Origin of the sequence: Streptosporangium sp. OZ121, from assembly GCF_051918885.1 — a bacterium.
In the GTDB taxonomy this organism is placed as follows: domain Bacteria; phylum Actinomycetota; class Actinomycetes; order Streptosporangiales; family Streptosporangiaceae; genus Streptosporangium.
Genome location: NZ_JBPXMC010000022.1, coordinates 82687 through 106912, shown reverse-complemented (window position 1 = coordinate 106912; position 24226 = coordinate 82687). Strand labels below are relative to the sequence as shown.

At 71.9% G+C, this 24226-nt stretch carries 26 protein-coding genes and 1 pseudogene; 14 read left to right on the top strand and 13 right to left on the bottom strand.

Annotation, left to right across the window (positions count from 1 at the left end):
• Positions 1–138 precede the first annotated feature (138 nt).
• A complete protein-coding gene (locus ACTOQ1_RS30955; protein WP_440071494.1) occupies positions 139–885 on the bottom strand; it encodes a hypothetical protein in 747 nt (248 codons plus the stop codon).
• 120 nt (positions 886–1005) lie between these two features.
• Between ACTOQ1_RS30955 and ACTOQ1_RS30950 the strand changes: the two genes are divergently transcribed.
• Complete coding sequence (locus ACTOQ1_RS30950; RefSeq protein ID WP_440071493.1) at positions 1006–1296, top strand: DUF1905 domain-containing protein; 291 nt, start codon at positions 1006–1008, stop codon at positions 1294–1296.
• A gap of 44 nt (positions 1297–1340) precedes the next feature.
• Here ACTOQ1_RS30950 and ACTOQ1_RS30945 read toward each other — a convergent pair whose 3' ends face one another.
• Positions 1341–2537, bottom strand: coding sequence for a sigma-70 family RNA polymerase sigma factor (locus ACTOQ1_RS30945; protein ID WP_440071492.1), 1197 nt, complete (start codon positions 2535–2537; stop codon positions 1341–1343).
• Positions 2538–2617: 80 nt separating this feature from the next.
• Between ACTOQ1_RS30945 and ACTOQ1_RS30940 the strand changes: the two genes are divergently transcribed.
• A complete protein-coding gene (locus ACTOQ1_RS30940; RefSeq protein ID WP_440071491.1) occupies positions 2618–3475 on the top strand; it encodes an alpha/beta fold hydrolase in 858 nt (285 codons plus the stop codon).
• Positions 3476–3590: 115 nt separating this feature from the next.
• Here the strand turns inward: ACTOQ1_RS30940 and ACTOQ1_RS30935 are convergent, their stop codons facing one another.
• Positions 3591–3986 (bottom strand): VOC family protein, encoded by a 396-nt coding sequence (locus tag ACTOQ1_RS30935; RefSeq protein ID WP_440071490.1) that lies wholly within the window; start codon positions 3984–3986, stop codon positions 3591–3593.
• Positions 3987–4154: 168 nt separating this feature from the next.
• On the opposite strand from ACTOQ1_RS30935, the gene ACTOQ1_RS30930 reads away from it, so the two are divergent.
• Positions 4155–4652, top strand: a complete 498-nt coding sequence (locus ACTOQ1_RS30930; RefSeq protein WP_440071489.1) for a hypothetical protein — start codon at positions 4155–4157, stop codon at positions 4650–4652.
• 35 nt (positions 4653–4687) lie between these two features.
• On the opposite strand, the gene ACTOQ1_RS30925 is transcribed toward ACTOQ1_RS30930, so the two are convergent.
• Positions 4688–5491 (bottom strand): inositol monophosphatase family protein, encoded by an 804-nt coding sequence (locus ACTOQ1_RS30925; RefSeq protein ID WP_440071488.1) that lies wholly within the window; start codon positions 5489–5491, stop codon positions 4688–4690.
• Between the two features lie 207 nt (positions 5492–5698).
• The gene (locus ACTOQ1_RS30920) at positions 5699–6658 is read right to left on the bottom strand and encodes a helix-turn-helix transcriptional regulator (RefSeq protein ID WP_440071487.1); all 960 of its coding nucleotides are present in this window, start codon (positions 6656–6658) and stop codon (positions 5699–5701) included.
• Between the two features lie 80 nt (positions 6659–6738).
• Here ACTOQ1_RS30920 and ACTOQ1_RS30915 point away from each other — a divergent pair, with 80 nt between their 5' ends.
• The 5 genes from ACTOQ1_RS30915 to ACTOQ1_RS30895 all read left to right on the top strand — a co-directional run bounded on the left by ACTOQ1_RS30915 (position 6739) and on the right by ACTOQ1_RS30895 (position 11189).
• Positions 6739–7485, top strand: a complete 747-nt coding sequence (locus ACTOQ1_RS30915) for an alpha/beta fold hydrolase (protein WP_440071486.1) — start codon at positions 6739–6741, stop codon at positions 7483–7485.
• 198 nt (positions 7486–7683) lie between these two features.
• On the top strand, positions 7684–8625 hold the full coding sequence (locus ACTOQ1_RS30910) for an ABC transporter ATP-binding protein (RefSeq protein ID WP_440071485.1): 942 nt from the start codon (positions 7684–7686) through the stop codon (positions 8623–8625).
• Positions 8625–9350 carry an ABC transporter permease gene (locus ACTOQ1_RS30905; RefSeq protein ID WP_440071484.1) on the top strand — a complete coding sequence of 242 codons (726 nt, stop codon included), beginning with the start codon at positions 8625–8627 and terminating at the stop codon, positions 9348–9350. Before ACTOQ1_RS30910 ends, ACTOQ1_RS30905 begins: the two co-directional genes overlap by 1 nt.
• Positions 9351–9492: 142 nt before the next feature.
• Entirely contained in the window at positions 9493–10566 is a 1074-nt protein-coding gene (locus ACTOQ1_RS30900; protein ID WP_440071483.1) for a sensor histidine kinase, read from the top strand.
• 17 nt (positions 10567–10583) lie between these two features.
• A complete protein-coding gene (locus ACTOQ1_RS30895) occupies positions 10584–11189 on the top strand; it encodes a response regulator (protein ID WP_440071538.1) in 606 nt (201 codons plus the stop codon).
• A gap of 26 nt (positions 11190–11215) precedes the next feature.
• Here ACTOQ1_RS30895 and ACTOQ1_RS30890 read toward each other — a convergent pair whose 3' ends face one another.
• Positions 11216–12094 (bottom strand): SGNH/GDSL hydrolase family protein, encoded by an 879-nt coding sequence (locus ACTOQ1_RS30890; RefSeq protein ID WP_440071482.1) that lies wholly within the window; start codon positions 12092–12094, stop codon positions 11216–11218.
• A gap of 179 nt (positions 12095–12273) precedes the next feature.
• On the opposite strand from ACTOQ1_RS30890, the gene ACTOQ1_RS30885 reads away from it, so the two are divergent.
• Positions 12274–13503 (top strand): isochorismate synthase, encoded by a 1230-nt coding sequence (locus ACTOQ1_RS30885; protein ID WP_440071481.1) that lies wholly within the window; start codon positions 12274–12276, stop codon positions 13501–13503.
• A gap of 79 nt (positions 13504–13582) precedes the next feature.
• On the opposite strand, the gene ACTOQ1_RS30880 is transcribed toward ACTOQ1_RS30885, so the two are convergent.
• Entirely contained in the window at positions 13583–14239 is a 657-nt protein-coding gene (locus tag ACTOQ1_RS30880) for a MerR family transcriptional regulator (RefSeq protein ID WP_440071480.1), read from the bottom strand.
• Positions 14240–14434: 195 nt separating this feature from the next.
• Here ACTOQ1_RS30880 and ACTOQ1_RS30875 point away from each other — a divergent pair, with 195 nt between their 5' ends.
• Both ACTOQ1_RS30875 and ACTOQ1_RS30870 read left to right on the top strand, forming a co-directional pair.
• Positions 14435–16522: an MMPL family transporter gene (locus ACTOQ1_RS30875; protein ID WP_440071479.1), complete on the top strand. Its 2088-nt coding sequence runs from the start codon at positions 14435–14437 to the stop codon at positions 16520–16522.
• A gap of 185 nt (positions 16523–16707) precedes the next feature.
• On the top strand, positions 16708–17262 hold the full coding sequence (locus ACTOQ1_RS30870) for a GNAT family N-acetyltransferase (RefSeq protein WP_440071478.1): 555 nt from the start codon (positions 16708–16710) through the stop codon (positions 17260–17262).
• A gap of 68 nt (positions 17263–17330) precedes the next feature.
• On the opposite strand, the gene ACTOQ1_RS30865 is transcribed toward ACTOQ1_RS30870, so the two are convergent.
• Positions 17331–17831, bottom strand: coding sequence for an NUDIX domain-containing protein (locus tag ACTOQ1_RS30865; RefSeq protein ID WP_440071477.1), 501 nt, complete (start codon positions 17829–17831; stop codon positions 17331–17333).
• A gap of 35 nt (positions 17832–17866) precedes the next feature.
• Positions 17867–18100: pseudogene (locus ACTOQ1_RS30860) on the bottom strand (class I SAM-dependent methyltransferase); the annotation flags it as partial.
• Between the two features lie 453 nt (positions 18101–18553).
• On the opposite strand from ACTOQ1_RS30860, the gene ACTOQ1_RS30855 reads away from it, so the two are divergent.
• Positions 18554–19285, top strand: coding sequence for a M15 family metallopeptidase (locus tag ACTOQ1_RS30855; protein WP_440071476.1), 732 nt, complete (start codon positions 18554–18556; stop codon positions 19283–19285).
• A 231-nt stretch (positions 19286–19516) separates the two neighbouring features.
• Complete coding sequence (locus ACTOQ1_RS30850) at positions 19517–20227, top strand: L,D-transpeptidase family protein (RefSeq protein WP_440071475.1); 711 nt, start codon at positions 19517–19519, stop codon at positions 20225–20227.
• Positions 20228–20447: 220 nt separating this feature from the next.
• Here ACTOQ1_RS30850 and ACTOQ1_RS30845 read toward each other — a convergent pair whose 3' ends face one another.
• The 3 genes from ACTOQ1_RS30845 to ACTOQ1_RS30835 form a co-directional block, all read right to left on the bottom strand.
• Positions 20448–21092 carry a response regulator transcription factor gene (locus ACTOQ1_RS30845; protein ID WP_440071474.1) on the bottom strand — a complete coding sequence of 215 codons (645 nt, stop codon included), beginning with the start codon at positions 21090–21092 and terminating at the stop codon, positions 20448–20450.
• On the bottom strand, positions 21083–22246 hold the full coding sequence (locus ACTOQ1_RS30840; RefSeq protein WP_440071473.1) for a histidine kinase: 1164 nt from the start codon (positions 22244–22246) through the stop codon (positions 21083–21085). The genes ACTOQ1_RS30845 and ACTOQ1_RS30840 overlap by 10 nt, the downstream gene beginning before the upstream one ends.
• Before the next feature lie 181 nt (positions 22247–22427).
• Complete coding sequence (locus tag ACTOQ1_RS30835; protein WP_440071472.1) at positions 22428–23120, bottom strand: MerR family transcriptional regulator; 693 nt, start codon at positions 23118–23120, stop codon at positions 22428–22430.
• A gap of 87 nt (positions 23121–23207) precedes the next feature.
• On the opposite strand from ACTOQ1_RS30835, the gene ACTOQ1_RS30830 reads away from it, so the two are divergent.
• Positions 23208–23684 carry a DUF6194 family protein gene (locus ACTOQ1_RS30830; protein WP_440071471.1) on the top strand — a complete coding sequence of 159 codons (477 nt, stop codon included), beginning with the start codon at positions 23208–23210 and terminating at the stop codon, positions 23682–23684.
• Between the two features lie 79 nt (positions 23685–23763).
• Here ACTOQ1_RS30830 and ACTOQ1_RS30825 read toward each other — a convergent pair whose 3' ends face one another.
• Positions 23764–24216 carry a MarR family winged helix-turn-helix transcriptional regulator gene (locus ACTOQ1_RS30825; protein WP_440071470.1) on the bottom strand — a complete coding sequence of 151 codons (453 nt, stop codon included), beginning with the start codon at positions 24214–24216 and terminating at the stop codon, positions 23764–23766.
• Between the last annotated feature and the right edge of the window lie 10 nt (positions 24217–24226).

The following is a 24226-nucleotide window of genomic DNA, read 5'->3' as shown; positions in this document are numbered from 1 at the left end:
GCCCCTTCCGCGGTTCACGGGCCGGGGGAAGGGACCGTCCGGCGCCGCGGCGATCACGGTCGCGGTTCATGGACCGAGGGAAGGCGCCGCCCCGGCGCCGCCGCGCCCGTTCACGCCCGTTCGCGCCCTTTCGCGCGGTCAGGAGGGGGCGCCGGCCGATCCGGCCGCCGGGAACTCGCCGCCGCCCGCCACGTGCCCGATCAGTTCGAGCACGGCCTGCCGCCCGCCGTTCGCCTCGGCCCAGCGGCTCACCCGGCACGCGGCCTTGGCGTAGAGCCGTTGGTCGGCACCGGCGACACGCAGCCAGTCCTCAAGCGTCGCGGGCAGCGCCTCCTTCGAGTCCACCAGGCACCGGTCGCGGGCCGTCTCGGGGGCCAGGTAGCGCGGATCGCCGGACACCAGGACGGCGAGTCCCTCGTCGAACCACTGCGGGACCCGCCGCGATCCGAGCCTGGCGTGCAGCTCGACGTGCGACATCTCGTGCGAGGCGATCACCGGGTCGATGCCGCGCGGCGACAGCATCACCGTGCGGCTCAGCACCGCGATCCCCCGTTCCCCTCCCCCGCCGATTCTCCGGTAGCACGCGCTGGTCACGCAGGCCAGCACGGCGGGAGAGCTCTCGCGCCCGCCGTAGAAGTCCTCCACCCGCCGGGCGGCCGCGTCGACCACCTCCGCCACCTGCCGTTGCCGCGCCGCGGGCAGGTCCGGCTCGACGTACAGGCCCGGCCTGATCCGCTCCATTCCGTAACAGCCGGGACAGGTCGTGGCGGCGACCGACGGGAAGGCGACCGCGACCCCTGCCAGTGCGGCGACGATCAGCGCGCCGAGCAGGGCGAGCAGCCACCCCCCTCTCCTGCGGAGGGTCCGCCGACGGTGTCGATCCATCACGTCACTCCTGTCGCCGATGAGGTGAGGACTCCGGAGAATTCTCACCCACGAGCGACGATTCCCTGCCATCACGGGAGTCCCCTCTTCGACAGGCCATCACCACCCGAGGAGACGAAGATGCCCGCGCAGAAGCCCGCGCAGCCGCTCGACCACACCTTCACCGCGCCGATCGAGAAGGACGGAGCCTTCGCCACCTTCGTGACCGTGCCGAGCTCCGCCGAACTCCTCGGGACGAGGCGGGCCGTGAAGGTCGGCGGGACGATCGACGGCCACCCGTTCACCGCCACCCTCATGCCGTCGGGCAACGGTCCGCACTGGCTTCCCATCAGGGCGGCACTGTGCAAGCTCATCGGCAAGGACCAGGCCGGCGCCGAGGTGACGTTTCACCTCGATCAGCGGTTCAGCTGAACCACCCGCGCCGCCGCACCCGGACCGTGGCGCGCGCGCCGGGCTCAGGGCAGCGAGGCGGGCAGCCCGAAGCGGACGAAATGGTCGGAGCCGATGAACGAGGTGATCCCGGCGATCCGCTCGCCGCGCAGGGTGAACACGTTGACCGACCAGGCGAGGTGGGCGGCGGCGTCCTCGTCCCAGCGGTAACAGCCCACTCCGGGCTGGCCGTTCGCGCCGGCCGGGAGATGCCGCCAGCTTCCGCAGCTGGTCAGCGGGACCCGCACGGCGAAGTCGGTGACGGCCTCCAGGCCGCGGTACCAGTGCGCCATCGGCGGCATCGACCAGGTGACGTCCTCGGTCAGCAGCGCGACCAGGGCGTCGGCGTCCCCGCGTTCCAGCGCGGAGGAGTAACCGGCGACGATCTCCCGTACCCGGGCGTCACCGATCTTCCGCAGCGTCGGCTGCTGGGTGCGGGGGAAGACCTTGTCCGCGACGACCTTGCGCGCCCGCGCCAGGGCGCTGTTCACCGACGTGGTGGTGGTGTCCATCATGGTGGCGATCTCGGCGGCGGAGAAGCCGAGGACCTCGAACAGCAGCAGCGCCGCCCGCTGGTTGCCCGGCAGGTGCTGCAGGGCCGCGACGAAGGCGAGCTCGACGGCCTCGCGCTGCTCGTAGCGTGCGCCAGGACCGGCCGGATCGTCGGTGAGGCCCGCGTCGGGGTAGGGGCCCAGCCAGGCGACGTCGGTCAGCGGGGTGTCGCCGAGCACGGCGCGCTCGCTGGAGGGGCCGAGGTCGATCGGCAGTGCCCGCCTGCCCCGGGTGGCGACGATGTCCAGGCAGGCGCGGGTGGCCACGGTGTAGAGCCACGAGCGCAACGAGCCGCGGCCCTCGAAGCGCGCGAGTCCCCGCCAGGCCCGCAGCAGGGCGTCCTGCAGGGCGTCGTCGGCGTCGTGGGCGGAGCCGAGCATGCGGTAGCAGTGGGCGTGCAGCTCGCGGCGCAACGGCTCCACGAGGCGGGTGAACGCGGCGTCGTCCCCGTCACGCGCCCGGGTCAGGTCGTCCTCACCGTCACGCGCCCGCACCGGGTCCATGTCCGCGTCCGTCTCCGTGTCCGCGTCCGTCTCCGCGCCACGCTCCGGGCGCGGGCCCGCGCCACGCGCCCGGGTCAGGGCGTCCTCACCGTCACGCGCCCGGACCGGGCCGGCGTCCCCGGCGTCTTCCGCCGCCTCGCCCACTGACCACGAAGAAATCTTCCTCACGAACGACGATTCTGCCTCACGCCGGAAGTCTTCCCCTCTGAGCACCACAGCGCTGTCCCAGACCGCTCCAGGAGATTGCCATGAACCCCGCGACGATCGTCACCGCCGATTACCTCAAGGTCCCCGACGCCACGCTCTACTACGAGGTACGGGGTCAGGGGCCCCTCGTGGTGCTCGTCGGCGCCCCGATGCACGCCGCGCACTTCGCGCCGCTGGCCGGCCTGCTCGCCGACGACCACACCGTGCTCACCACCGACCCCCGGGGCGTCAACCGCAGTACCCTCGACGAACCCGGCCAGGACTCGACCCCGCAGATGCGCGCCGACGACCTCTCCCGGCTCCTGACCCACCTCGACGCCGGTCCGGCCGCGGTCTTCGGTTCCAGCGGCGGCGCCGTCACCGCGCTCGCGCTCGCCGTCGCCCACCCCGAGCAGGTGCGCATCGTGATCGCGCACGAGCCCCCGCTGAACCGTTTGCTCGACGACCCTGAGAAGCGCGACGCCGCGGTCGAGGACATCGTCGCCACCTACGTCTCCGGCGACGTCGCGGGCGCCTGGGCCAAGTTCATGATCAACGCCAACATCCCGATGCCCGAGTCCCAGGAGCCGGCGGGCGGTCCCGCGGAGGCGCCGGCCGAGCCCGATCCGCAGGAGGCCGCGGACGAGCGCTTCTGGTTCCTGCACGAGATGCGCGCGACCACCCGCTGGGAGCCCGACATCGCCGCCCTGCGTGCCGGGCCGGGCTCCGTCGTGGTCGGTATCGGGGAGGAGTCGGCAGGCCAGCTCTGCGACCACGCGTCGACCGCGCTCGCCGCGGCGCTCGGTACGAAGCCGACGTACTTTCCCGGCGGCCACATCGCCTTCGCCGACGACCCCGACGGGTTCGCACCCCGGCTGCGCGAGGTCCTGCGGGAGAACGAGGTACCGAAGGAGAACTGAGCGACGACGCCGTGAGCACGTACGAGAACGCATGAGAACGCACGGCCACGTGCTCGCATGTGACGGATCCCGCTGCGGGGGCGGGGATCCGTCACGATGGGGGCGGGGGCGGGGATCAGGCGAGGTTCAGCTGCCAGGAGACGCCGAAGCGGTCGTTGGTCCAGCCGAAGCGCTTGCTGAAGCCGTAGGAGCCGAGCGGCATCAGCGGCTGGCCGTTCTCCGACAGCGCCGCGTACAGGCGCTCGATCTCCGCCTCCGACTCGCACTGCACGTACAGCGAGATCGACGGGGTGAAGCCGAAGGCGTGCTGCACGTTGCTGTCGATGGCCATGTACTCCCGGCCCGCCAGCGTGAACGTGGCGTGCTGCACGCTGCCCTCCACGCCTGGCCCCTCGGGGCCGTAGCGGGCGATGGCGAGGATCTCGGCGTCGTCGAACAGCGACGTGTAGAACGTCAATGCCTCCTCGGCGGTGCCCTGGAACATCAGGAAAGTAGTGATCTTCTGCGACATCGGGTGAACTCCTGGCAGGGGTGTGAGAGACGAGGATGCCCCCGGCCACGGGGGCGGCCTGCTCGCCGGCGGCTCCGGCGCCAGATTCGCCGAAAGCCTAGAACGTGTGCTCGATAAATATTTCAGCATAAACTTATATAAGTCAAACATGATGCAGAGGACATTGCGATGACAGAGAGTGAAATCGAACCGGTTTCGGTGTCACGGCGAATCCCAGCGCCTGCGTCCCGGATCTTCGACATCCTGACGGACCCGGCCAAACACATCGAACTCGATGGCTCCGGCATGTTGCGCGGCGCTGTTTCCCCTCAGGTCGTCTCCGGTGTCGGAGACGTGTTCACGGTGAAGATGCACTATCGGGAGCTCGGTGACTACGAGATGATCAACCACATAGTTGAGTACGAGACGAACCGACGCCTGGCCTGGGAACCGGAAGCGGGGCTCGGCCACCCCGACTCCCTTCCTGAAAGCTCGTCCGCACGCTGGGGCCATCGATGGGGGTTCACCCTGACTCCAGACGGAGCCAACGCCACAACCGTGACGCACACCTACGACTGCTCCCGTGTCCCCGAAAAGACTCGAAAGAACATGGACGACGGCAGGGTGTGGATCGTCAGCATGACAGCGACACTGGAACGACTCGACGCGCTCTCGACCGCTCGTTAGAGCATCACCGTGTGACGCAGAAGGTCCACCGGTGGTCACAAAGCCGCGGGGGACTGATCGCCGATCATTTCAAGCAGTGCGGCGTGCGTCTCGTGGTCGGCCGCCGCGACGAGCCCGCCCGCGCCGGTGTACAGCGGCCGGCCGTGGATGCCCGTCACCACGCACCCGGCGGCCTGGCACAACGCGATCCCGGCGGCGAAGTGCACGTTGTCCCGCGGATGGCCGTCGGTGACGTACGCGGCTCGCCGGCCGGCGGCGACCCAGGCCAGCGCCAGAGTGGTGGACAGGACGCGCGGGTGGAAGCGCTCGGCGAACCCGGGGTCGGCGAGCAGCCGGACCGCCCGGAAGCCCGGCTCGTTCGGGAACGGCGGGTCGAGGTTGAGGTCCACCAGCCGCGACTCGGACGACGGCACGAGTTCCTCGTCCACGCCGCCGCGGCGGACGTGGGCGCGATCGCCGTCCGTCCAGAACACCTCGTCGGCGAACGGGTCGGCCGAGGCGGCCACCGTGAGGTCCCGGCCGACGCGCAGGGCGACGTTCACCGCGACCAGCGTGGTGCGCGCGGCGTAGTTCAGCGTGCCGCACAAGGGGTCGACCAGCCACATGCGTTCCGCTCCGGCCGAGCCGGCGCGTCCGCTCTCCTCGCCCGTCACGGCGTCGTCCGGCCGGGCGGCGCGGATGACGTCAAGAACGGCGGTCTCCGCGTCGATGTCAGCGGATGTGGCGAAGTCGGTCGCGGTTTTCTCGAAACGCTCCAGCGACGCACCGTACATGGCTCTTACGACAGCGGCTCCCGATCGCGCTGCCGCGACGGCCAGTTCCTCGTCCGTGATCGGCATGTGGACAGGATAGGCGCGGTTCTTCACCGTTCGATCGGCGGGATCGGCGGGCACGCGGCCCACATTCGGCTGTTTCACGACTCGCCGTGACCAGGAGGCACGGAACCCGCGCGAAGCCCGCGCGTGGCTGCCGGCGGCCAGGCGCACGCTACGACCTTGCAGCCGAAACAACCAAGATGACCGGCGAGGGCCGGGCTCAGGATGGGGTCAGGGCGGGGTGCCGTCGGCGGAGGCGACGAGGCGGGCGGCCAGTGCCCTGACCTCGTCGCGCAACTCGGCGGGAGTGATCACGACGAACGGCCAGCCGAGCCCGGCGAGCATCTGCGCCATCCCGTCCAGCCGCTCGGCCCTGGTGTCCAGCAGCACCCCGCCGGAGGTCTCCGCCAGCGTCGCCGTGGCGGCGGGGATCCGCGCGGCGGCCTCCTCCAAGGTGGTCTCCAGCAGCACCCTGACCTCGTACCGGTAGGGCACCGCCGACAGTGACCCGACCACGTGGGCCACCGGGTCGAAGCCGTCGGGCACCTGGAAGCCCCGTTCGGTGTGCACGGCGCCCGCCACCCGGTCCACCCGGAACGTCCTGATCTCCCCGCTGCCGTGGTCGAGCCCGGCGACGTACCAGCGGCCGGAGTGGAAGACGATGCCGTACGGGTCGAGATCGCGCTCGGAGGCGTCGCCGCGCCAGGAGCGGTAGGCCAGCCGGACGGTGACCCGGCGCCGGGCGGCGCCGGCGAGGGCGAGCAGCGGTCCCGCCTTCGGGGTGCTCGTCCTCGGCGGCGCGCTCCGGGTGTGGCCCAGCGTCTCCGACACCGCGTCGACGCGCTCGCGCAGCGGGCGCGGGAGCACCCGCTGGATCTTGGCCAGCGCGCTCTCGGTCGCGGCCTCCCCCACCGCCAGCCCGGTCCGCCGCCCGGCCAGCAGCCCCAGCACCACGGCGGTGGCCTCGTCATCGGTGAGCATGAGCGGCGGGAGCTTGTAGCCGGGCAGCAGCCGGTAACCGCCGTGGCGGCCCCGCTCGGCCTGGACCGGCACCCCGAGCTCCGACAGCCTCACCGCGTAGCGGCGGACCGTGCGCTCGTCCACCTCCAGCCTGGCGGCGAGGTCGGGGCCGGTCAGGCCGGGGACGGCCTGCAGCAACTCCAGCAGCGCGAGCACCCGGGCGGCGGTCATCTGGATTCCCCTCAAAATCAGGACCGATACTGTCCTGATTCGATTCTAGGGTGAGACCAGGCGAACAGAGGAGAGACATCATGAGCACGTACGTCCTGGTCCCCGGTTTCTGGCTCGGCGCGTGGGCCTGGGAGAAGGTCACCGGGCCGCTGCGCGAGGCCGGGCACGACGTCCACCCGGTCACGCTCACCGGCCTCGGCGACAGGGTTCACCTGGCGGGCCCCGAGGTCGACCTGGAGACCCACATCCAGGACATCGTCAACACCATCGTCTTCGCGGACCTGACCGAGGTGATCCTCGTCGCCCACAGCGGGGCCGGCGCCCCGGTCACCGGCGCGGCCGACCGGATCCCCGAGCGCGTCGCCCGGATCGTCTACGTCGAGAGCGGGCCGACGGCCGACGGAATGACCCACCTGGACCTCCACGAGCCCGAGTGGCGGGCGTTCATCGAGAGGCGGGTCGCCGAGCGGGGCGACGGGGTGCGCTACCCGTTCCCCTCCTGGGAGGAGCAGGAGGAGGCCGGGGCCGGCCTGGAGGGACTGGGCGAGGCCGAGCGGGAGTGGCTCGCCTCCCGCGCGACCCCGCAGCCGTACGGGACGATGACCCGGCCCCTGGTGCTCAAGGGCGACACGGACGCGCTGCCCAAGACGCTCGTCACCTGCTCGTTCCCGCTGGAGCAGGTACACGCCATGATCGCCTCCGGTCACCCCTTCTTCTCCGCGCTCGCCGGGCCCGAGTGGAGCTTCGTCGCGGTGCCGACCGGGCACTGGCCGATGGTCTCCAGGCCGGAGGAGACCGCCGCCGCGCTGGCCGCGCTGGGGGGCTGAGAGAAGCCGGCGGGCTGGGAGAAGAGGAGGGCGGGGCACCGCGATACACCGCCGTACACCGCGGGGCACCGCGAGGCACCTCCGGACTCCGGGAGGGCCGGAGGATCGGGCGGCGCGGGGATCGCAGGACATTTGTCACGGACGGCTCCGGATCAATGGATCTGTCGTCGTTCGTGTGCTCTCCGTAGCGTCTTCACCATGACGAACGACGCGAACGACGCGGTGTCCCTCAGGGACGTGACCAAATGTTTCGGGGCGGTGCGCGCCGTGGACGGCCTCAGCCTCGACATTCCCGCCGGGCAGACCGTCGCCCTGCTCGGCCCCAACGGCGCGGGAAAATCGACCACGATCGGGCTGCTGCTCGGGCTGCTGGCCCCCGGCTCCGGGACGGTGCGCGTCTTCGGTGGCTCCCCCGAGAACGCGGTCCGGAGCGGGCGGCTGGCGGCGATGCCCCAGGAGGGCGGCCTCGTTCCCCGGACCACGGTCCGCGAGCTGGTCGGTTTCGTCTCCGGGACCTACCGGTCGCCACTCCCGCTGGAGAAGGTGCTGGCGACCGCCGGGCTGGAAGGGCTGGCCGGCCGCAGGATGGAACGGCTGTCGGGCGGCCAGGCGCAACGGGTCCGCTTCGCGCTGGCGCTGGCCGGGGACCCCGACCTGATGTTGCTGGACGAGCCGACCGCGGCGCTGGACGTGCGGGCCAGGCGGGAGTTCTGGGAGAGCATGCGCGCGTTCGCCGCGCGCGGCAAGACGATCGTGTTCTCCACCCACTACCTGGAGGAGGCCGACGAGTACGCCGACCGGGTGGTGGTGATCGACCGGGGCCGGATCGCGGCCGACGGTACCAGCAGGGAGATCAAGCGCCTGGTCGCGCTGTCCACGGTCAGCGTCACCGCCACCGGGGAGGCCGCCTCGCTGGAACGCCTGCCCGGGGTCGTCTCGGCCGAGATCCGGGGTGGGCGGGCCCACCTGCGTACCCGCGACGCCGACGCCACCGTCGTGGCGCTGGCGGCGGCGGGAGCCGTACGAGACCTCGAAGTCGTCCCCGCCGCGCTCGAGGACGCCTTCATCGCGCTGACAGAGCTGACAGAGCCGGCAGAGCCGGCCCCCGGGGCGACGGCGCTGACGGAGGTGGAGGCGTGATGCTCGGCTACATCCGCCTGGAGTTCACCAGGACCCTCCGCGACCCGGGATACGTGATCATGGGTTTCGCGATGCCCGTGACGATGTACCTCCTCTTCACCAACCTCGGCGTGACGGGCGACGACCGCGTCCTGGCCGCCCTCTACCTGATGGTCAACATGGCCGCCTTCGGCGCGATCGGCTCGGCCTTCAACAACGGCGGCGGCATCGCCGAGGACAGGTCGGCGGGCTGGCTGCGGCAGCTGCGGATCACTCCGCTGGCCCCGGCACGGGTGGTCGCGGGCAAGGCGGCCACCGGCATGCTCGTGGTACTGCCCGTGATCATCGGGGTGTCCCTGTCGGCGGCGCTGCTCAACGGGGTACGGATGGAGACCTGGCAGTGGATCTCGATCGTGCTCCTGCTCTGGGCCGGCTCGCTGCCCTTCAACCTGCTCGGCCTGGCCTTCGGCTACCTGTTCAGCGGCCAGACCGCCGCCGTGCTCAACATCGCGGCCAACATGTCGATGGCCGTCATCGGAGGGTTGTGGCTGCCCGCCGAGGCCTTCCCCTCCTGGTTGCGGGCCGTCGCGGAGTGGACGCCGAGCTTCGGCTACGCCGACCTGTCGCGGAAGGTCGCCTTCGGGCAGGCACCCGAGGTTGGCACGGCGCTGATGCTGACCGGCTGGCTGGTCGCCTTCGGGATCCTGGCGGTACACGGCTACCGCCGGTCCGGGCGCGTGGGGTGAGCCGCGTGATAGGAGTGGCCGGGTGAGCGGGAAGCCGGAAGGGCCGCGAGAGGCGCGGCAGGGGAGGCAGGGGAGACCCGGGGTGCCGGAGGCGGCGAAGTCCGAGGCGCCGGAGGCGGCGGGCCGGGGAGGACCTGAAACGGTGAAACCGGGAGAGCCGGGGAGGGCCAGGCGGGGAGGGCCGGGCGAGCTCGCCTTCTACCCGTGGCTGCTGCTCGTCTACCCCCCGATCAGCGACCTCGTGGCGGGGCAGGTGCGACCGGTGCCGCCCGCCGCGCTGGGGATCGCCGCCTTCGCCGTCCTGTACGTGCTGTGCATCCGGTTGTCCTTCCGCGACCGGCGGCGCGCGGCGGCCGTGGTGCTGGCCGGGCTGCTGGTGGTGGCCTTCCTGCTGCTGGCGGGGTTCGCGCACAACTGGTTCTACCTCGCGCCGCTGATGACCATCGCCTGCGGGGCCGTGCTGCGCGGGAGGTCCGTCTACCTCCTCCTCACGACCCTGACGCTCGCGCTGGTCGTGGTGATGTGGCGCGCGGGGGCGAGCTGGGCGAGCATCTCCCTGGCCACCTGGGGCACGGCCACCGGCGGCCTGGTGGTCAGCATCGTCCTGAAACTGTTCTCCGTGATCGCCGAGCTCCAGGAGACCCGCGAGGAGCTGGCCCGCGCCGCGGTGGCCGAGGAGCGGCTGCGGTTCTCCCGCGACCTGCACGACCTGCTCGGGCACACCCTGTCGGTGATGGTGGTCAAGGCTGAGGCCGTACGGCGGCTGGCCCCCCGCGACGGCGAGGCGGCGGCGCGGCAGGCCGCCGACATCGAGGCCGTCGGCAGGAAGGCGCTGACCGAGGTGCGGGCCGCGGTCACCGGTTACCGTGGCCGGGGGCTGGCCGCCGAGCTGGCCTCGGCGCGTACGGTCCTGGCCGACGCGGACATCGCCGCCACCGTCACCGTCACCGGGGAGCGGCCGGCACCGGAGGCCGACGCCCTGCTGGGCTGGGCCGTGCGGGAGGGGGTGACCAACGTGGTCCGCCACAGCGCCGCCCGCACCTGCGAGATCACCCTGGAGGGAACGATGCTGGAGATCCGCGACGACGGCCGGGGGCGTGGCGGGAGCCCCTTCGGCAACGGCCTGCGCGGCCTGACCGAGCGGGTCGTCGCGCTCGGCGGGACCCTGGAGACCCGCGACCGCGACGGTTTCCTGCTGAGGGTGACGCTCCCGTGAGCGCTCCTGACGCTCCCCTGATCAGGGTGCTGCTGGCGGAGGACCAGGGCATGATGCGCAGCGCGCTGGCCCTGCTCCTCGACCTGGAGGACGACATCGAGGTCGTCGCCACGGTCACCCGGGGCGACGAGGTCGTGCCCGCCGCGCTCACCGCGCGTCCCGACGTCGCCCTGCTGGACATCGAGATGCCGGGGAGCAGCGGCCTGGACGCCGCGGCCGGGCTGCGGGACCGGCTGCCGGGTTGCCGGGTGCTGATCCTGACCACGTTCGGCAGGCCCGGCTACCTGCGGCGGGCGATGGAGGCGGGCGCCGCGGGGTTCCTGGTCAAGGACGGCCCCGTGGAGGAGCTCGCCGCGGCGATCCGCCGGGCCCTGGCGGGCGAGAAGGTGATCGACCCCGCGCTGGCCGCCGCCGCGCTGAGCGCCGGTGCCAGCCCGCTGACCGATCGCGAGCGGGACGTGCTGGCCGCGGCGGTCGACGGCGCGACGATCTCCGACATCTCCCGGCGGCTGCACCTGTCGGAGAGCACGGTACGCAACTACCTGTCCGCCGCGATCGGCAAGACCGGCACCCGCAACCGCATCGAGGCCGCCCGCGCCGCCCGGCACAACGGCTGGCTCTGAGCCGCCGGCGCCGGGACGGGACGGGGTCAGAGGGCGGGCACCGGGGCCGGGGTGGGAGCGGGGACGGGTGCCGTGGCGTCCTCGGTGAGCCAGTCGCGCATCATCGCGTAGGTCTTCTCCGCGATCAGCTTCTGGCCCGCGGCGTTGGGGTGGAAGAAGTCCCACTTGCTGAGGTGGCCGACCGTGAACCGCTGCCTGAACACCTCGTTGCCGTCGAACCGGCAGGCGGGGCCGTACGCCGCGCAGACCCTGGCGAGCGCGACGTTGTAGGCGGCCACCCGGGCGCGCACGCGGTCGCGGCGCGCCCGGTCGGCCGCCGAGGTCGAGGTGGGCCGCGCCAGCATGGTGGGGCAGATCCGGCCCACCGCCCAGAACCCGCGCGCCACCGGGTTGCCCTTGCCGATCTGCCACAGCCGCTTGATGTCGGGGATGCTCGCCACGAACACCCGGCCGCCGGGCCGCCCGGCCCGGAACAGCGCCAGGGCCTCGGCCACCCGCCGCTCGTAGACGGCCACCGGGGTCATCCGCCGCTCCTCGGACACGCAGGCGTCCTGGGCGCCGACCAGCACCGTCACGTAGTCGGCACGCCTGCCGACCGCGCGGGCCACCTGCCCGGCGAGGTCGGCGCTGGTGGAGCCGGGGACGGCGAGGTTCACGTTGTGCCCGGCGACGGCCGCGTCCAGGGCGCGCAGCCTCACGTACTGACTCCGGACGCTCTGGTGGTCACCGGTGGACCAGGAGCGCGAGGTACAGGTGAGGTACCAGCCGCAGGCGTTGAACCCGGCGCTGATGGAGTCGCCGAGCGCGGCCATGACCACCGGCCGCCAGGGTTGCGCCGCCTGGACGGTTCCGGCCGGGACCAGCCAGGCGGTCGTGAGGGCGCCCAGCCCTGTGAGTGCTGTCACAGTCGTGCGAAGCATGACACCTCCGCTGAGAGATCGCGTCTGCTTCGGATGTATCACCGCAGGCCAGGACAGTACGGCCCGTTGACCGAGTACCTTGGTTTTCTTGACACCGCGTGGCGGGTGTGCTGACGGGAGAACCGCCGTCGAACACGTTCAGTTTCCCGCATAGAGTGGCGGGGGTGAGTGTAGCGCTCGGATCAACCCGTCCTCTCGTGGTGACGACCACCCCCGTCGACGACCCCGGTGACCTGTTCGCACGACTGCCGGAGACCGCCCCCTACGCCTGGGTCAGGCACGGGGAGGGCCTGGTCGCCTGGGGTGAGGCCATCCGCCTGGCCGTGCCGCCCGGCCCCCGGCGTTTCGACTGGGCCCGTGACCGGCTCTCGGATCTCTTCGGCGAGGCGCACGTCGACGACGACGTGGTGGCGCCCGGCTCGGGCCCCGTCGCCTTCGGCTCGTTCACCTTCGACCCGGAGGCCCGCGGCTCGGTCCTCGTCGTCCCCCAGACCATCCTCGCCCGCCGCGACGGCCGCGCCTGGCTGACCACCGTCGGCGAGCGGCGGCTCGACGAGGTCACCCCGCTCCGCACCCCGGGCAGGATCCGGTACGGCGACGGCAGCCTGACCGCGCCCGAGTGGGAGCACGCCGTGGCCAGGGCCGTCCGGCGGATCAGGTCGGGCCACCTGGAGAAGACCGTGCTGGCCCGCGACCTGACCGCCGTCGCGGAGCGGCCGATCGACGTCCGGCTGCTGCTGGCCCGCCTGGCAGAGCGCTACCCGGAGTGCTACACCTTCTCCTGCGCCGGGCTGGTCGGCGCCACCCCCGAGCTGCTGGTCCGGCGCACCGGGGAGACCATCGAGTCCCTGGTGCTGGCCGGCACGATCGCGCGGGGCGCCGACCAGGCCGACGACGTGGCGCGCGGCACGGCCCTGTTCACCTCGGAGAAGAACCGCCACGAGCACGCCTGCGCGGTCGCGTCGGTGCGCGAGGCGCTCGACCCGCTCTGCGCCGAGCTGAAGATCCCCGAGGAGCCCGAGCTCCTGGTGCTCTCCAACGTCCAGCACCTGGCCAGCCCGGTGAGCGGGCGCCTGTCGGACGGGGCCTCTGTCCTGGACGTGGTGGCGGCCATGCACCCGACCGCCGCCGTCGGCGGCACCCCCACCGGGGCGGCACTCGGCGTCATCCGGGAGCTGGAGGGCATGGACCGGGCCGGGTACGCCGGGCCGGTCGGCTGGATCGACGCGCGTGGTGACGGGGAGTGGGGCATCGCGCTGCGCTGCGCCCAGATCGAGGGCCCCAGAGCCCGCCTGTTCGCCGGCTGCGGCATCATGGGCGACTCCGACCCCGCCTCCGAGCTCGCGGAGGCCCAGGCCAAGCTCCGCGTGATGCAGTACGCCCTGGAGGGCTGACGCCGGTCACCCCCAGGCGTCTCCGGCTCCGGGGAGACCGGACACCCCTGCCGGGTGTTTTCCGCCCCGGAGGGACCGGTCACCCTTCCCGCGCGTCCCCGTCCCCGGGAGGGGTCAGCCTCCTGGTCGTCTCCGCCTCGTGGGCCAGGCGCCTGAGGGAGGCGAGGACGGCGTCGCCGACGGCGGTCCAGACGACGACCGCCTCGGCCATGCTGATCAGATCGGGCCGCTCCAGGAGGGCGTCGACCTCGACGGAGGCCAGCCGCTCGGTCGTCGCGGTGTACTCCCGAAGGAGAGGCAGGAAGTCGTCCTGCCCGAGGCGGTGGAGGGCCGCGAGAGCGTCGGCGAGGGTCCGCCTGGCCGGGTTGGAGGACTTGACGGCCCATCCCCGTTCGGCGATCAGCTCGTCCACCTGCCGCGCCGCCCACTCCCCGGCCTCGTCGTCCGCCGCGGGCTGCTCCCTGCGGGGGGTGAGGGCGTACTGCGCCTTGCCGAGGGTGTCGAGGTCGGCGCCCTGGGAATCCATCAGCCGCAGGACCTCGCGGGCGGCGGCGATGGAGAGCCCGCCGACCTCGACCAGCGCCCGGACGAGCTTGATTCGCCTGAGGTGCTCCCTGTCGTAACGCGCCTGGTTGGGACCGGTCCGCTCTCCCTGGGAGACGAGCCCCTCGCGCATGTAGAACTTGATCGTGGGGACCGGGATCCCGCTCCGCCTGCTCAGCTCTCCGATCCGCATGATCCTCCTCGCTCTCCGCCCCCTATGAGTACCACCACTCGCCGCATCCGGTGACGGCCGGTGACCGGAGCTCCGCAGGGCCGCGGTCCCACCGGCCGGGAACGTGGTCCGGGCATCCACTTGCCAGCGTTTCGTCATTCATGGATAGTTTCACTATCGATAGTAGTGCTTACCGCTATCCATAAAAGGAGTGCGATGTTCGCGGCTCTTGGTAGATTCGCCGTCCGGCGCCGGCTGTGGATCGTCGCCGGCACCCTGCTGTTCGCGACGCTGGCCGGAGTGTGGGGCACCGGCGTGTTCGGCAGGCTCGGGGGCGGCGCGGGATTCGACGACCCCGCAAGCGAGTCGGTCGCGGCCGACGCGCTCCTGGCGGGCCCCCTCGGCCGCCACGCCGACGACGTCGTGGTCCTCTATCGCAGCGAGACGCTCACGGTCGACGACCCCGCCTTCGCCGAGCCCGTCAAGAGGGCCCTGGCCTCCGTGCCGCGCGCCGGCGTGACCAGGCTGGACTCCTACTGGTCGACCGGCTCGGCCGGGTTCGTCTCCGGTGACAGGCGGGCGACCTACGTGGGCGTCCAGTTCGACTCCGGCGACGACCAGGCCAGGGTCCTGCGGCTGCGCGCGATCCAGAAGGACTTCGAGGTCCCGGGGCTCACGGTGCGCTTCGGCGGGGTGACCTCGATGACCGACCAGGTCAACCGGCAGACCATGCGGGACCTCCTGGTCGCGGAGGCGCTGTCGGTGCCGCTGTTGCTGATCCTGCTGGTCGTCGTCTTCCGTAGCCTGCTCGCCGCGACCCTGCCGCTGCTCGTCGGTTTCAGCGCGGTCCTCGGCTCCCTCGCGCTGTTGCGCCTGGTGACCCTTTTCCTCGACATCTCCACCTTCGCCATCCAGGTGGTCACCATCCTGGGCCTGGGCCTCGCGATCGACTACGCGCTGCTCGTGGTCGGCCGCTACCGCGAGGAACTGCGGCACGGGTACGGGGTGGACGAGGCGATCGAGCGGACCATGGGCACGGCGGGCCGGACGATCGCCTTCTCCGGCCTGGCCGTCGCCCTGTCGTTCGGCGGGCTGGCGCTCTTCCCGTCCCGGTTCCTGCGGTCGATGGGTTACGCGGGGGCCGGTGTCACCCTCATGGCGGTGCTCGCCTCGCTGACCGTGCTGCCCGCCGTACTGCGGTACGCGGGCCTGCGGCTGCGAGCGCGCGCGCCCCGGCGGCCTCGCACCGGCGACCGCTGGTACCGCGTGGCCCACGGGGTCATGCGGCGGCCCCGGCTCGTCACGGCGGGGGTGGTGCTGGCGTTGCTCGGCCTCGGGCTGCCGTTCCTGGGGGTCAACTGGGCCCGCCCGGCCGAGTGGGTGCTGCCCGCGGGCGCCGACGCGCGCGTGGTGACCCGGGAGCTCGCGGCGAGTTTTCCCGCCGACCCCACCAGGAGGATGACCGCGGTGGTGCGGGGAGGTCCCGCCACCGACGGCTACGTGCGGGAGCTCGGCGAGGTCCCCCACGTCGACGACGCCACGGTCACCGGCACCCACGGCGACCTCACGCGGGTGACCCTGGGCTACTCGGCCGACCCGATGTCCCGCGAGGCCCGCACCATGGTCGAGGACCTGCGCGCGATCCCGCCGCCTCCCGGCACGACGGCCCTGCTGACCGGGATGCCCGCCTCCCGGGTCGACATCGTCGACATGGTGGTCACCCGGCTGCCGTGGATGGCCCTGTACGTCACGGCGGTCTCGTTCCTCGTGCTGTTCGTGGCGTTCGGGTCGGTGGTCCTGCCCCTGAAGTCGGTGCTGCTGAACCTGCTGTCGCTCTCGGCGTCGTTCGGCGCGATCAAGCTGATCTTCCAGGACGGCTGGCTGAGCGGGACCCTCGGCTTCGTCCCGGTCGGCGCGATCGACGTGAACTTCCCGGTGCTCATCGTGGCCATCGCCTTCGGGCTGGCCATGGACTACGAGGTGTTCCTGCTCTCCCGGATCCGCGAGGAGTGGGTCAGGACCGGCGACCCCGTCGAGTCGACGGCCGTCGGGCTCCAGCGCACCGCCGGGATCATCACGAGCGCCGCCCTGTTGCTCTGCGTCGTGGTCGGCGGTTTCGCGGCGTCCGGCATCACCTTCATGAAAATGGCCGGTGTCGGCCTGGTGATCGCCGTGGTGGTGGACGTGACGATCGTGCGGGTCCTGCTGCTGCCGGCCGGCATGCGGCTGCTGGGCGGATGGGCCTGGTGGGCGCCGGCACCGCTGACCCGCCTCTGGGAGAGGTCGGGAGGTCACGGCGGGTGACCGCTCGCGGGGACACGGGGGCCCGGGGCCGGTCGATTCCCGCCTGGCCTGGCCGTCACCCGGCGAATAGGCGTACTCTCACAAGGGCAATACATCGGACATTTCCGGCAAGAAAACGATATTTTCTCCAGCTCGGCGCCTCTCGTCGCCGTACGGCCGGTCAACTCTGTCAGGGAGAGGAAAACATGGCCCTACTGACCACCGCCCGTCTCACGGTGCGTGACTGGAGTCCCGACGACGCCGCTGAGGCCCTCGACATCTACGGCGTCCCGGAGGTCACCCGGTGGCTGTCCCCGGCCATGACGCAACTCGAAGGCGAGCAGGCGATGCGCGCCACGCTGGAGTCCTGGACCCGCAGCCGCAGCGCCCTCACGCCCCCGCTGGGCCGCTGGGCGATCGTCCGCAACTCCGACCAGCGAGTCGTCGGCGGCCTCTCCCTGCGATACCTGCCGCCCGACGAGGAGGACATCGAGATCGGCTGGCAGCTCGCCCCCGACGCCTGGGGGAAGGGCTACGCCACCGAGGCCGGCCGCGCCCTGGCCGCGTGGGCGTTCTCCATCGGCGCCCACGAGCTCGTCGCGGTCGTCCGGGTGAACAACGACCGCGGCGCGGGAACGGCCAAGCGCATCGGCATGCAGTGGGTCGGGGAGACGGACAAGTACTACGAGACGCGCCTCAACGTCTACCGGCTCTGGCCCAGCGACCTCTCCCCCGCCGACAAGGACCCGCTCCGGCCCTGACGCTCCGGCTTCACCCGTCCCCCTCGCCGGCTTGCCGGACGCGCTTTTTCACGCGGAAGAAGAACACTTCATGGCGGCGTACCGTCACCCAGAACCGGTGCGGGCAGATATTCGGTACGTCCGGTCCGGCGCGCCCGGAGAGCGGCCGTGAGCCGAGGTGCGGCGGCACGGTCCACCATCGTGAGGCCGTCATCGACCGAGACGAACCTGTACTCGTCGAGCTCGTCATGCTGCAGCTTGATTCGATCCTCGCTCAGGACCCCGCAGTCGAACAGGAAGTACATGAGCGGGCGGGGCCGATCGTCTCGGGCCGGAACCCAGTCGACGACCAGCAACGGACCCACCTTGAGGTCCACTCCCAGCTCTTCACGGATCTCGCGGGCGCACCCTTCGTGGGGAAACTCGCCGGCGTCGAGCGCTCCACCGGGAAAGAGCCAGAAGGGCCGGTAATTGGGTTTGACAAGGAGAATCCGATCCGACGCGTCGGTGATCCATCCTCCCGTCGCGGCATACGCCGTCGACAACGAGGCGTACCAGATCTCAGGGGGAACCCATCGCCGGCCGGCCATTCCCCGACCCTAACCGCCGATCCCTGCATCCGGAACGACGGTGATCGAACCACCCATGGCTTGTCACGCCCCGGCAAGGGCGGATCGCTCGCGTCGCCCACCATCACCACGGCGTCGAAGCCGGCCTCCGCGAGCTTGCGCCGGGCCCGCTCGACCATGAGCGGCGCGAGGTCCACCCCGACCGGCCTATGGTCCTGCTCAGCGAGCACCAGGGACAACGAGCCGGTGCCGCACCCCAGGTCCAGGACGTCGGCGGGCGGATCAGGCATCCACGACCGCAGACGCTCCGCCCATGCGGCCCTGACTCCTGGATCGCGAAGGCCGTGGTCGGCCTCCTCGTCGAAGGAGGCGGCGGAAGCGTCCCGGAAGGCCGCGATCGAAGCGCTGTTCTCCGGCATCAGCCGATCATGCCCTGTGGCACCGACAAGAACGCGTGCCAGCCCGAAGCGCCCTTTCTCCCACCGGGCGACTTCGACATCCGGCATCGTCTCGACCGGGCTGTGATGCCACGGCCGATGCCCACGACCGTCGACAACCCGTAGCGGCGTCGGCCAAAACCGCGCTGCGGTAACCGGCCTCAGCGGCCTCTCCTCCGCCAGGGAAGCCCGCGGATCGTCTTTCGCCCCTTACGGTTCGTAGGCGCCGTCCGCGCGGGTTCCCGGCACCTCGTCAAGGCGGGGTATGGATGAGAGCAGGCAGATCGAGGGTTCTAGTCTGGGGAGATGGCATTCATTCCACGCCACACGTCGGCCGCGGCGGCACTCGCTCTACTCAGCGTGACCGGCGTCGCCGCGGTGACGGTCGCGGCGTCCCCGCCGGTGACTCCTGCCCCGGGCACCTCGCAGGCGTCCCCGACGGCGACCCCCGCCCCAGGCGCATCACAGGCGTTCACCGCCACGGTGACGCCGGTGTCCCCGGACCAGCTCCGGTATTCCTGGCGGCGGGGATGCCCGGTGCAACCCGACGACCTCAGGATGATCAGCATGACCTACTGGGGCTTCGACGGCAGACCCCATACGGGAAAGATGGTGATCAACGAATCGGTGGCCGACCAGGTCGTCTCGGTCTTCAGGAAGCTGTACGGTCAGCGATTCCCCATTCGGCGGATGCAGCCGGTGGAGGTCTACAAGGGCAGCGACGACGCCTCCATGGCGGCGGACAACACCTCGGCCTTCAACTGCCGGCGCGTCGGGACCACCGGCAACTGGTCGCAACACGCCTACGGCCTGGCAATCGATGTCAACACCCGAGAGAACCCCTACATCCATCCTTATCCGGGCGGCACCGTCGATCCCCCGAACGCGAAGGGCTACGTCCGGCGTCCCCTGGATCGGCCAGGAGTCATCAACCCCGGTGACAACGTGGTGCGCGCGTTCGAGAAGATCGGCTGGGGCTGGGGCGGATCATGGTCGACCTCGAAGGACTACCAGCACTTCTCCCAGAACGGACGATGACGCCTTCGCGCCGAGATCTCCCGGTGCCGTGCCACGGTGGGAGCCACCGGCGACCGTTTCGACAGCGCGGGAGCACAGGACGATGAGCCCCGACCGGATGTGAGCCGGGGTCGACATCACCGCACGACGTGACCGAGAACGTCCCGCGCGAGCGAGGCATCCAACATGAGCAAGGCTCTGACCTGGCCCTTAGCCACCCGAGCACGCCTCTCACCTGGCTAACCTGCACGTATGGACAACGTTGACCGGAGATCGCCCGCGGACTTGAGAACGGCCTCCCTCGTGAGCGCCGCTCTGCTCGCACTCGTCATGGCTTTCGGCGGGCTTTTCGGTGCCCGTGCCGCCTCCGCCTCCACCACCGCCGCCCTGCCACCCCCGTCGCCGGGACGGCAGCTCATCACCGTGACGGCCGACGCCTACCAGAGGAGCACTGCCACGCTGGTCGCCTACACCGCGAAGAACGGCCGCTGGGTGAGGGCGTACGGGCCGTGGACGGCGAACGTCGGGGAGAGCGGCATCGCCCCGCCGGGCCAGAAGCGGGAGGGCGACGGGCGCACCCCGTCCGGCACGTACGGGTTCGACTTCATGTTCGGGGTGAAACCCGATCCCGGTGTGAGATTCCCCTACCGGCAGGCGCTCTCCCACGACAAGTGGAACGACGATTCCGCCAGTCCCCTCTACAACACATGGGTGGACGCCCGCCACGCCGATCCGGGGACCACTCCCGAGGACATGATGAACCCCCCGGCCTACGACTACGGCGCCGTGATCGCCTACAACACCGAGGACCGCACACCTCACCTGGGTAGCGCGATCTTCCTCCACGTCAGCAACGGCGGGCCCACCAGTGGCTGCGTCAGCCTGCCGGTCGACGAACTGCTGCGGCTGCTGCGCTGGATGGACCCGAAGCACTCCCCGCAGATAGACATCAGGGTCGCCTGACCAAGGAGCGACGGCCCGTACGAGCGCCGCGTCGACGATGCCACCGATCTTCCCGGGGCACTCGCCGACGTTGCGGAGCGCCCTGAAACGCACCTTGGGCCGGGCGTTCGCACGTTCGGCGAGGGCCCAAGCGCACCGTGGACCTTGTCGTGGCGGTGGGGAACCCGAGGTCGCCGGGCATCGCGGGCCGTGCCGCCCCGCCGGAGGCCGGAACGCGAGCTCAGGAACCGAGGTAGCGCAGCACGGCCAGGACGCGGCGGCTGTAGCCGGTGACGTGCAGCAGGCCGAGCTTGTCGAAGATCGCGTTGACGTGTTTCTCGACGGCGCTCTGGGAGACGTGCAGCCGCTCGGCGGTGGAGGCGTTGGTCAGGCCCTGCGCCATGTGGTCGAGCACCTCGCGCTCGCGGGAGGTGAGGCGGCTCAGCGGGTCGGCGTGGGTGGTCCTGGCCAGCAGCTGCCGTACCACCTCCGGATCGAAGGCCGCTCCCCCCGCGCCGACGCGGTCGAGCGCGTCGAGGAAGTCGGCGACCTGGGCCACCCGGTCCTTGAGCAGGTAGCCCACCCCGTCCACGTCACCGGTCATCAGCTCGGTGGCGTAGCGCTTCTCGACGTACTGCGACAGGACCAGCACGCGCGTCCCCGGGTGGCGGCGCCGGATCTCCAGCACCGCCCGCAGCCCCTCGTCGGTGTGGGTCGGCGGCATCCGCACGTCGGCGACCACCGCGTCGGGCCGGTGCTCGGCGACCGCGGCGACGAGCGCCTCGCCGTCGCCGACCGCGGCCGGCACCTCGTGGCCCTCCTCCAGCAGCAGCCGGACCAGCCCCTCGCGCAGCAGGGTCGAGTCCTCGGCCAGGATCACCCGCACGGGAGCTCCGCGGTGATCACGGTGGGCCCGCCGGGCGGGCTGTCGACGCGGAAGCCGCCGTCCAGCGCGGCCACCCGCCGCGCCAGCCCCGACAGGCCGCCACCCGCCGCGCTCGCCCCGCCCACGCCGTCGTCCTGTATCCGCACGACGACCATTGTGTCGCGTTCGCGAACCTCGACGGTGATCGTGGTGGCGCGGGCGTGCTTGGCCGCGTTGGTCACCGCCTCGCTGACCACGAAGTACGACGCCGTCTCCACCGCCGTCGGCGGCCGTGCGGACAGCTCGCAGACGACCTTGACCGGGACGCCGGAGCGCTCGGCCACCCCGGCCAGCGCGTTGGCGAGCCCGAGGGCGTCCAGCCCCGACGGGTAGACCCGCCAGGCCACCTCGCGGAGCTCGGCCAGCGCCTGCTGCGCCTCCTCGTGCGCCTGCGCGAGCAGTTCGGAGCGTCCTCTGCGCGCCCGCCCGACCAGCATGGACAGCGCCACCAGCCGTTGCTGCAGCCCGTCGTGCAGGTCCCGCTCGATCCTGCGCCGCTCGGAGTCGACGGCCGCCAGCACGCCCGCGCGGCTCTCGGCCAGCTCGGCGATGCGGCGCCGCAGCGCCTCGGTGGGATCGGCTCCGAGCATGCGTACGGCCAGCCGCCGCTCCAGCGTGTGCACCCCCACCAGGCCCGACAGGTCCAGGAACAGCAGGACGAGACCGGCCAGGAAGGCGTAGGCGAGCAGTGGCACGCTCGGCGCCATGCCGTCGACCGGCAGGCCCCTCCCCCAGAACCAGGCGAGGACGACGGCCACCCCGGCCCCGATGACGAGCAGGGCGACCACCAGGCCGCCGAGCACGCCCACCGGCACCCTGGCCGCCAGGTAGCGCAACTCCCGCCCGTCCGGACGGTCCGCGTCGAGTCCGAGGGCGGCGGGATCGAGACGCAGGCGGCGGGCTTCGAGCACGGCCAGCCGCCGGGCCGCCCCCCGCACGGCCGGACGACCGGCGAACGGCAGCGCGAGCGGCAGGAACACGACGCCGAGCAGGGCGGTGACCGCCCCGAGGACCACCGAGCACAGCAGCCGCAGCCCCTCAGCGGCGGGACGCATGCCGCCCCCGTGCCGCTCGATCGGCCCGGCGCCCGCGGGCACCGGGACTGCCGGGTGCACCGGCGCGATCACCGGCCCCGCACCCGGCGCCCGGAGGCCTTCCATCGGTCCAACCGGCCCATCTGACATGCCCCAGAGGCTACAAACGATCGGGACATGGCCGGAATGGGGTACGTGGCCGTTTCGGGGCTGCGGAAAACCACACCCTGCCGGAAGCCGCGGGGACGCACGAGCACGGGTCTCACCCCGCCGGCGGAAGCAGGGCGCCGAGTGCGGCGGCACCGTCGAGGAGGGCTCTCGACCGGGCGTCGACGCTCGCGTCCCTGGCGGCCAGCGTGGCCATCACCTCGTCCCAGCGGCGGGCGCCTCGCAGCTCCGGCATCAGGGCCCGGAGCGAGGAGACGCGATGGCCGGCCATGCGCAGCTGATGGACGATCCGCGCGTCCCGGACATCGTCCGGGAAGTACCGTCGCGGTCCTCCCGGGGAGGTTCGCCGGGGCACGACGAGACCTTCCGCGTCCCAGTGCCGCAACGTCGAGGGGCGCACACCGAGCGCGCCGGCCAGCTCGGAGACGCCCATCACGTCCGAGGGGCGTACGTCGCCGATCGACTCCCCGGAGATCGTCGCGGCGGCCTCCCGGGCCAGCTCGAGTTCCCGCCGCTCGGTGTCGAGCCGGGCGTGTGCCGCGTCGAGCAGGGCGAGCAGGTCCGAGGCGGGATAGGCGTGCGCCGCGCGCATGATCCTCCTGGCCTCGGCCGGTCCCGCGCCGTCCGCGAGGGCCCGATAGGCCACCGCGGAACGCAGATGCGCCTCGTCGTAGATCCGGTATCCCGCGCCGGTGCGCGCCGCCGGAGGCAGCACCCCGTCACGCTCGAGATTGCGCACCTGCTGGACGGAGCACCCGGCATGCCGCGCGACATCGATCGTCCGCATACTAGCTGTTTTGCGACTTCTCACCCGTCCACCTCGGCGTGTTCGGGACAAAGTCTCCACAAGCACGTGAATGACACGCTACAACACATGAGTATCGACGAGATCATCGAATTCCTCACCGGCCTCGACGGGGTTGTGACCCTCCGGCCGGCCCGCGGCGACGGTTCACCCGAGATCAGCTGGGGCGACACGTTCTTCTACTACGCGCCCGACGGCGAGGTCCCGGCGGCGACCCAGCCCTTCGCGACGATCGTGACGAAGGACTACCCGGGCGACGAGCTGTCGCGGCTGAACCGTCCCGGCGTCTTCCGGCTGAACGTCTCCGCCGGGAAGGACGCCTTCACCGGCTGGACGGGCCGGCAGCCGCGCGACGCGGCCACGGACGAGGCCGACCCGAGCGAAGCCGACTCCGTGATGGCGCACCCCGTGTACGGCACGCTGGGCTGGCTGGCCGTGGTGAACCCGGGGCCGCGGACGGAAACGACGGTCCGGGAGCTGCTTCGCACGGCCCACGACCTGGCCCGCTCGCGCTACCGGCGGCGCGCCGGATCGGCGTCGCCCTGATCCGGGGGCGTCCGGAACACGCCGGCGGCGATGGCGGGCACAGGAGGAGGTTCCCGGCCCGCCGCGGGGCCGGCAACGATCACTTCGTCCCGGCCTGGCGCTCGGCGACCAGCCGGAAGACGCGCTTGAACTCCGCGTACGCCTCCTCGCCGACCGCCCGCGCGTGCTCGGCCTCCATCTCCACGAGGACGGCGTCCGACTTCACCATGTGGTCGCGGCCCAGCTCGGTGGGCACGACGAGCTTGGCCCTGCGGTCGGCGGGATCCGGCCGCCGCTCCACGTACCCGAGCGCCACCAGCTCGTCCACCAGGTTGCCGATCACCTGCTTGTGCTGGCCCGACTGCGCGGCCAGGTCGGAGGCCCGGCTGCCCTCCACGTCCAGGTAGGCCAGCACGGCCCCGTGCCGCGGCCTGACCTGCGCGTGCCCCAGCTCCGACAGCCGGGAGAACAGCTCTTTCTGCAGGCTGAACAGCGTCCGGCCGGACAGGATCCCCAGGTCGGGCAGCTCCCGCTTGCGCTCGCTTCTGGACACCGCACGCCTT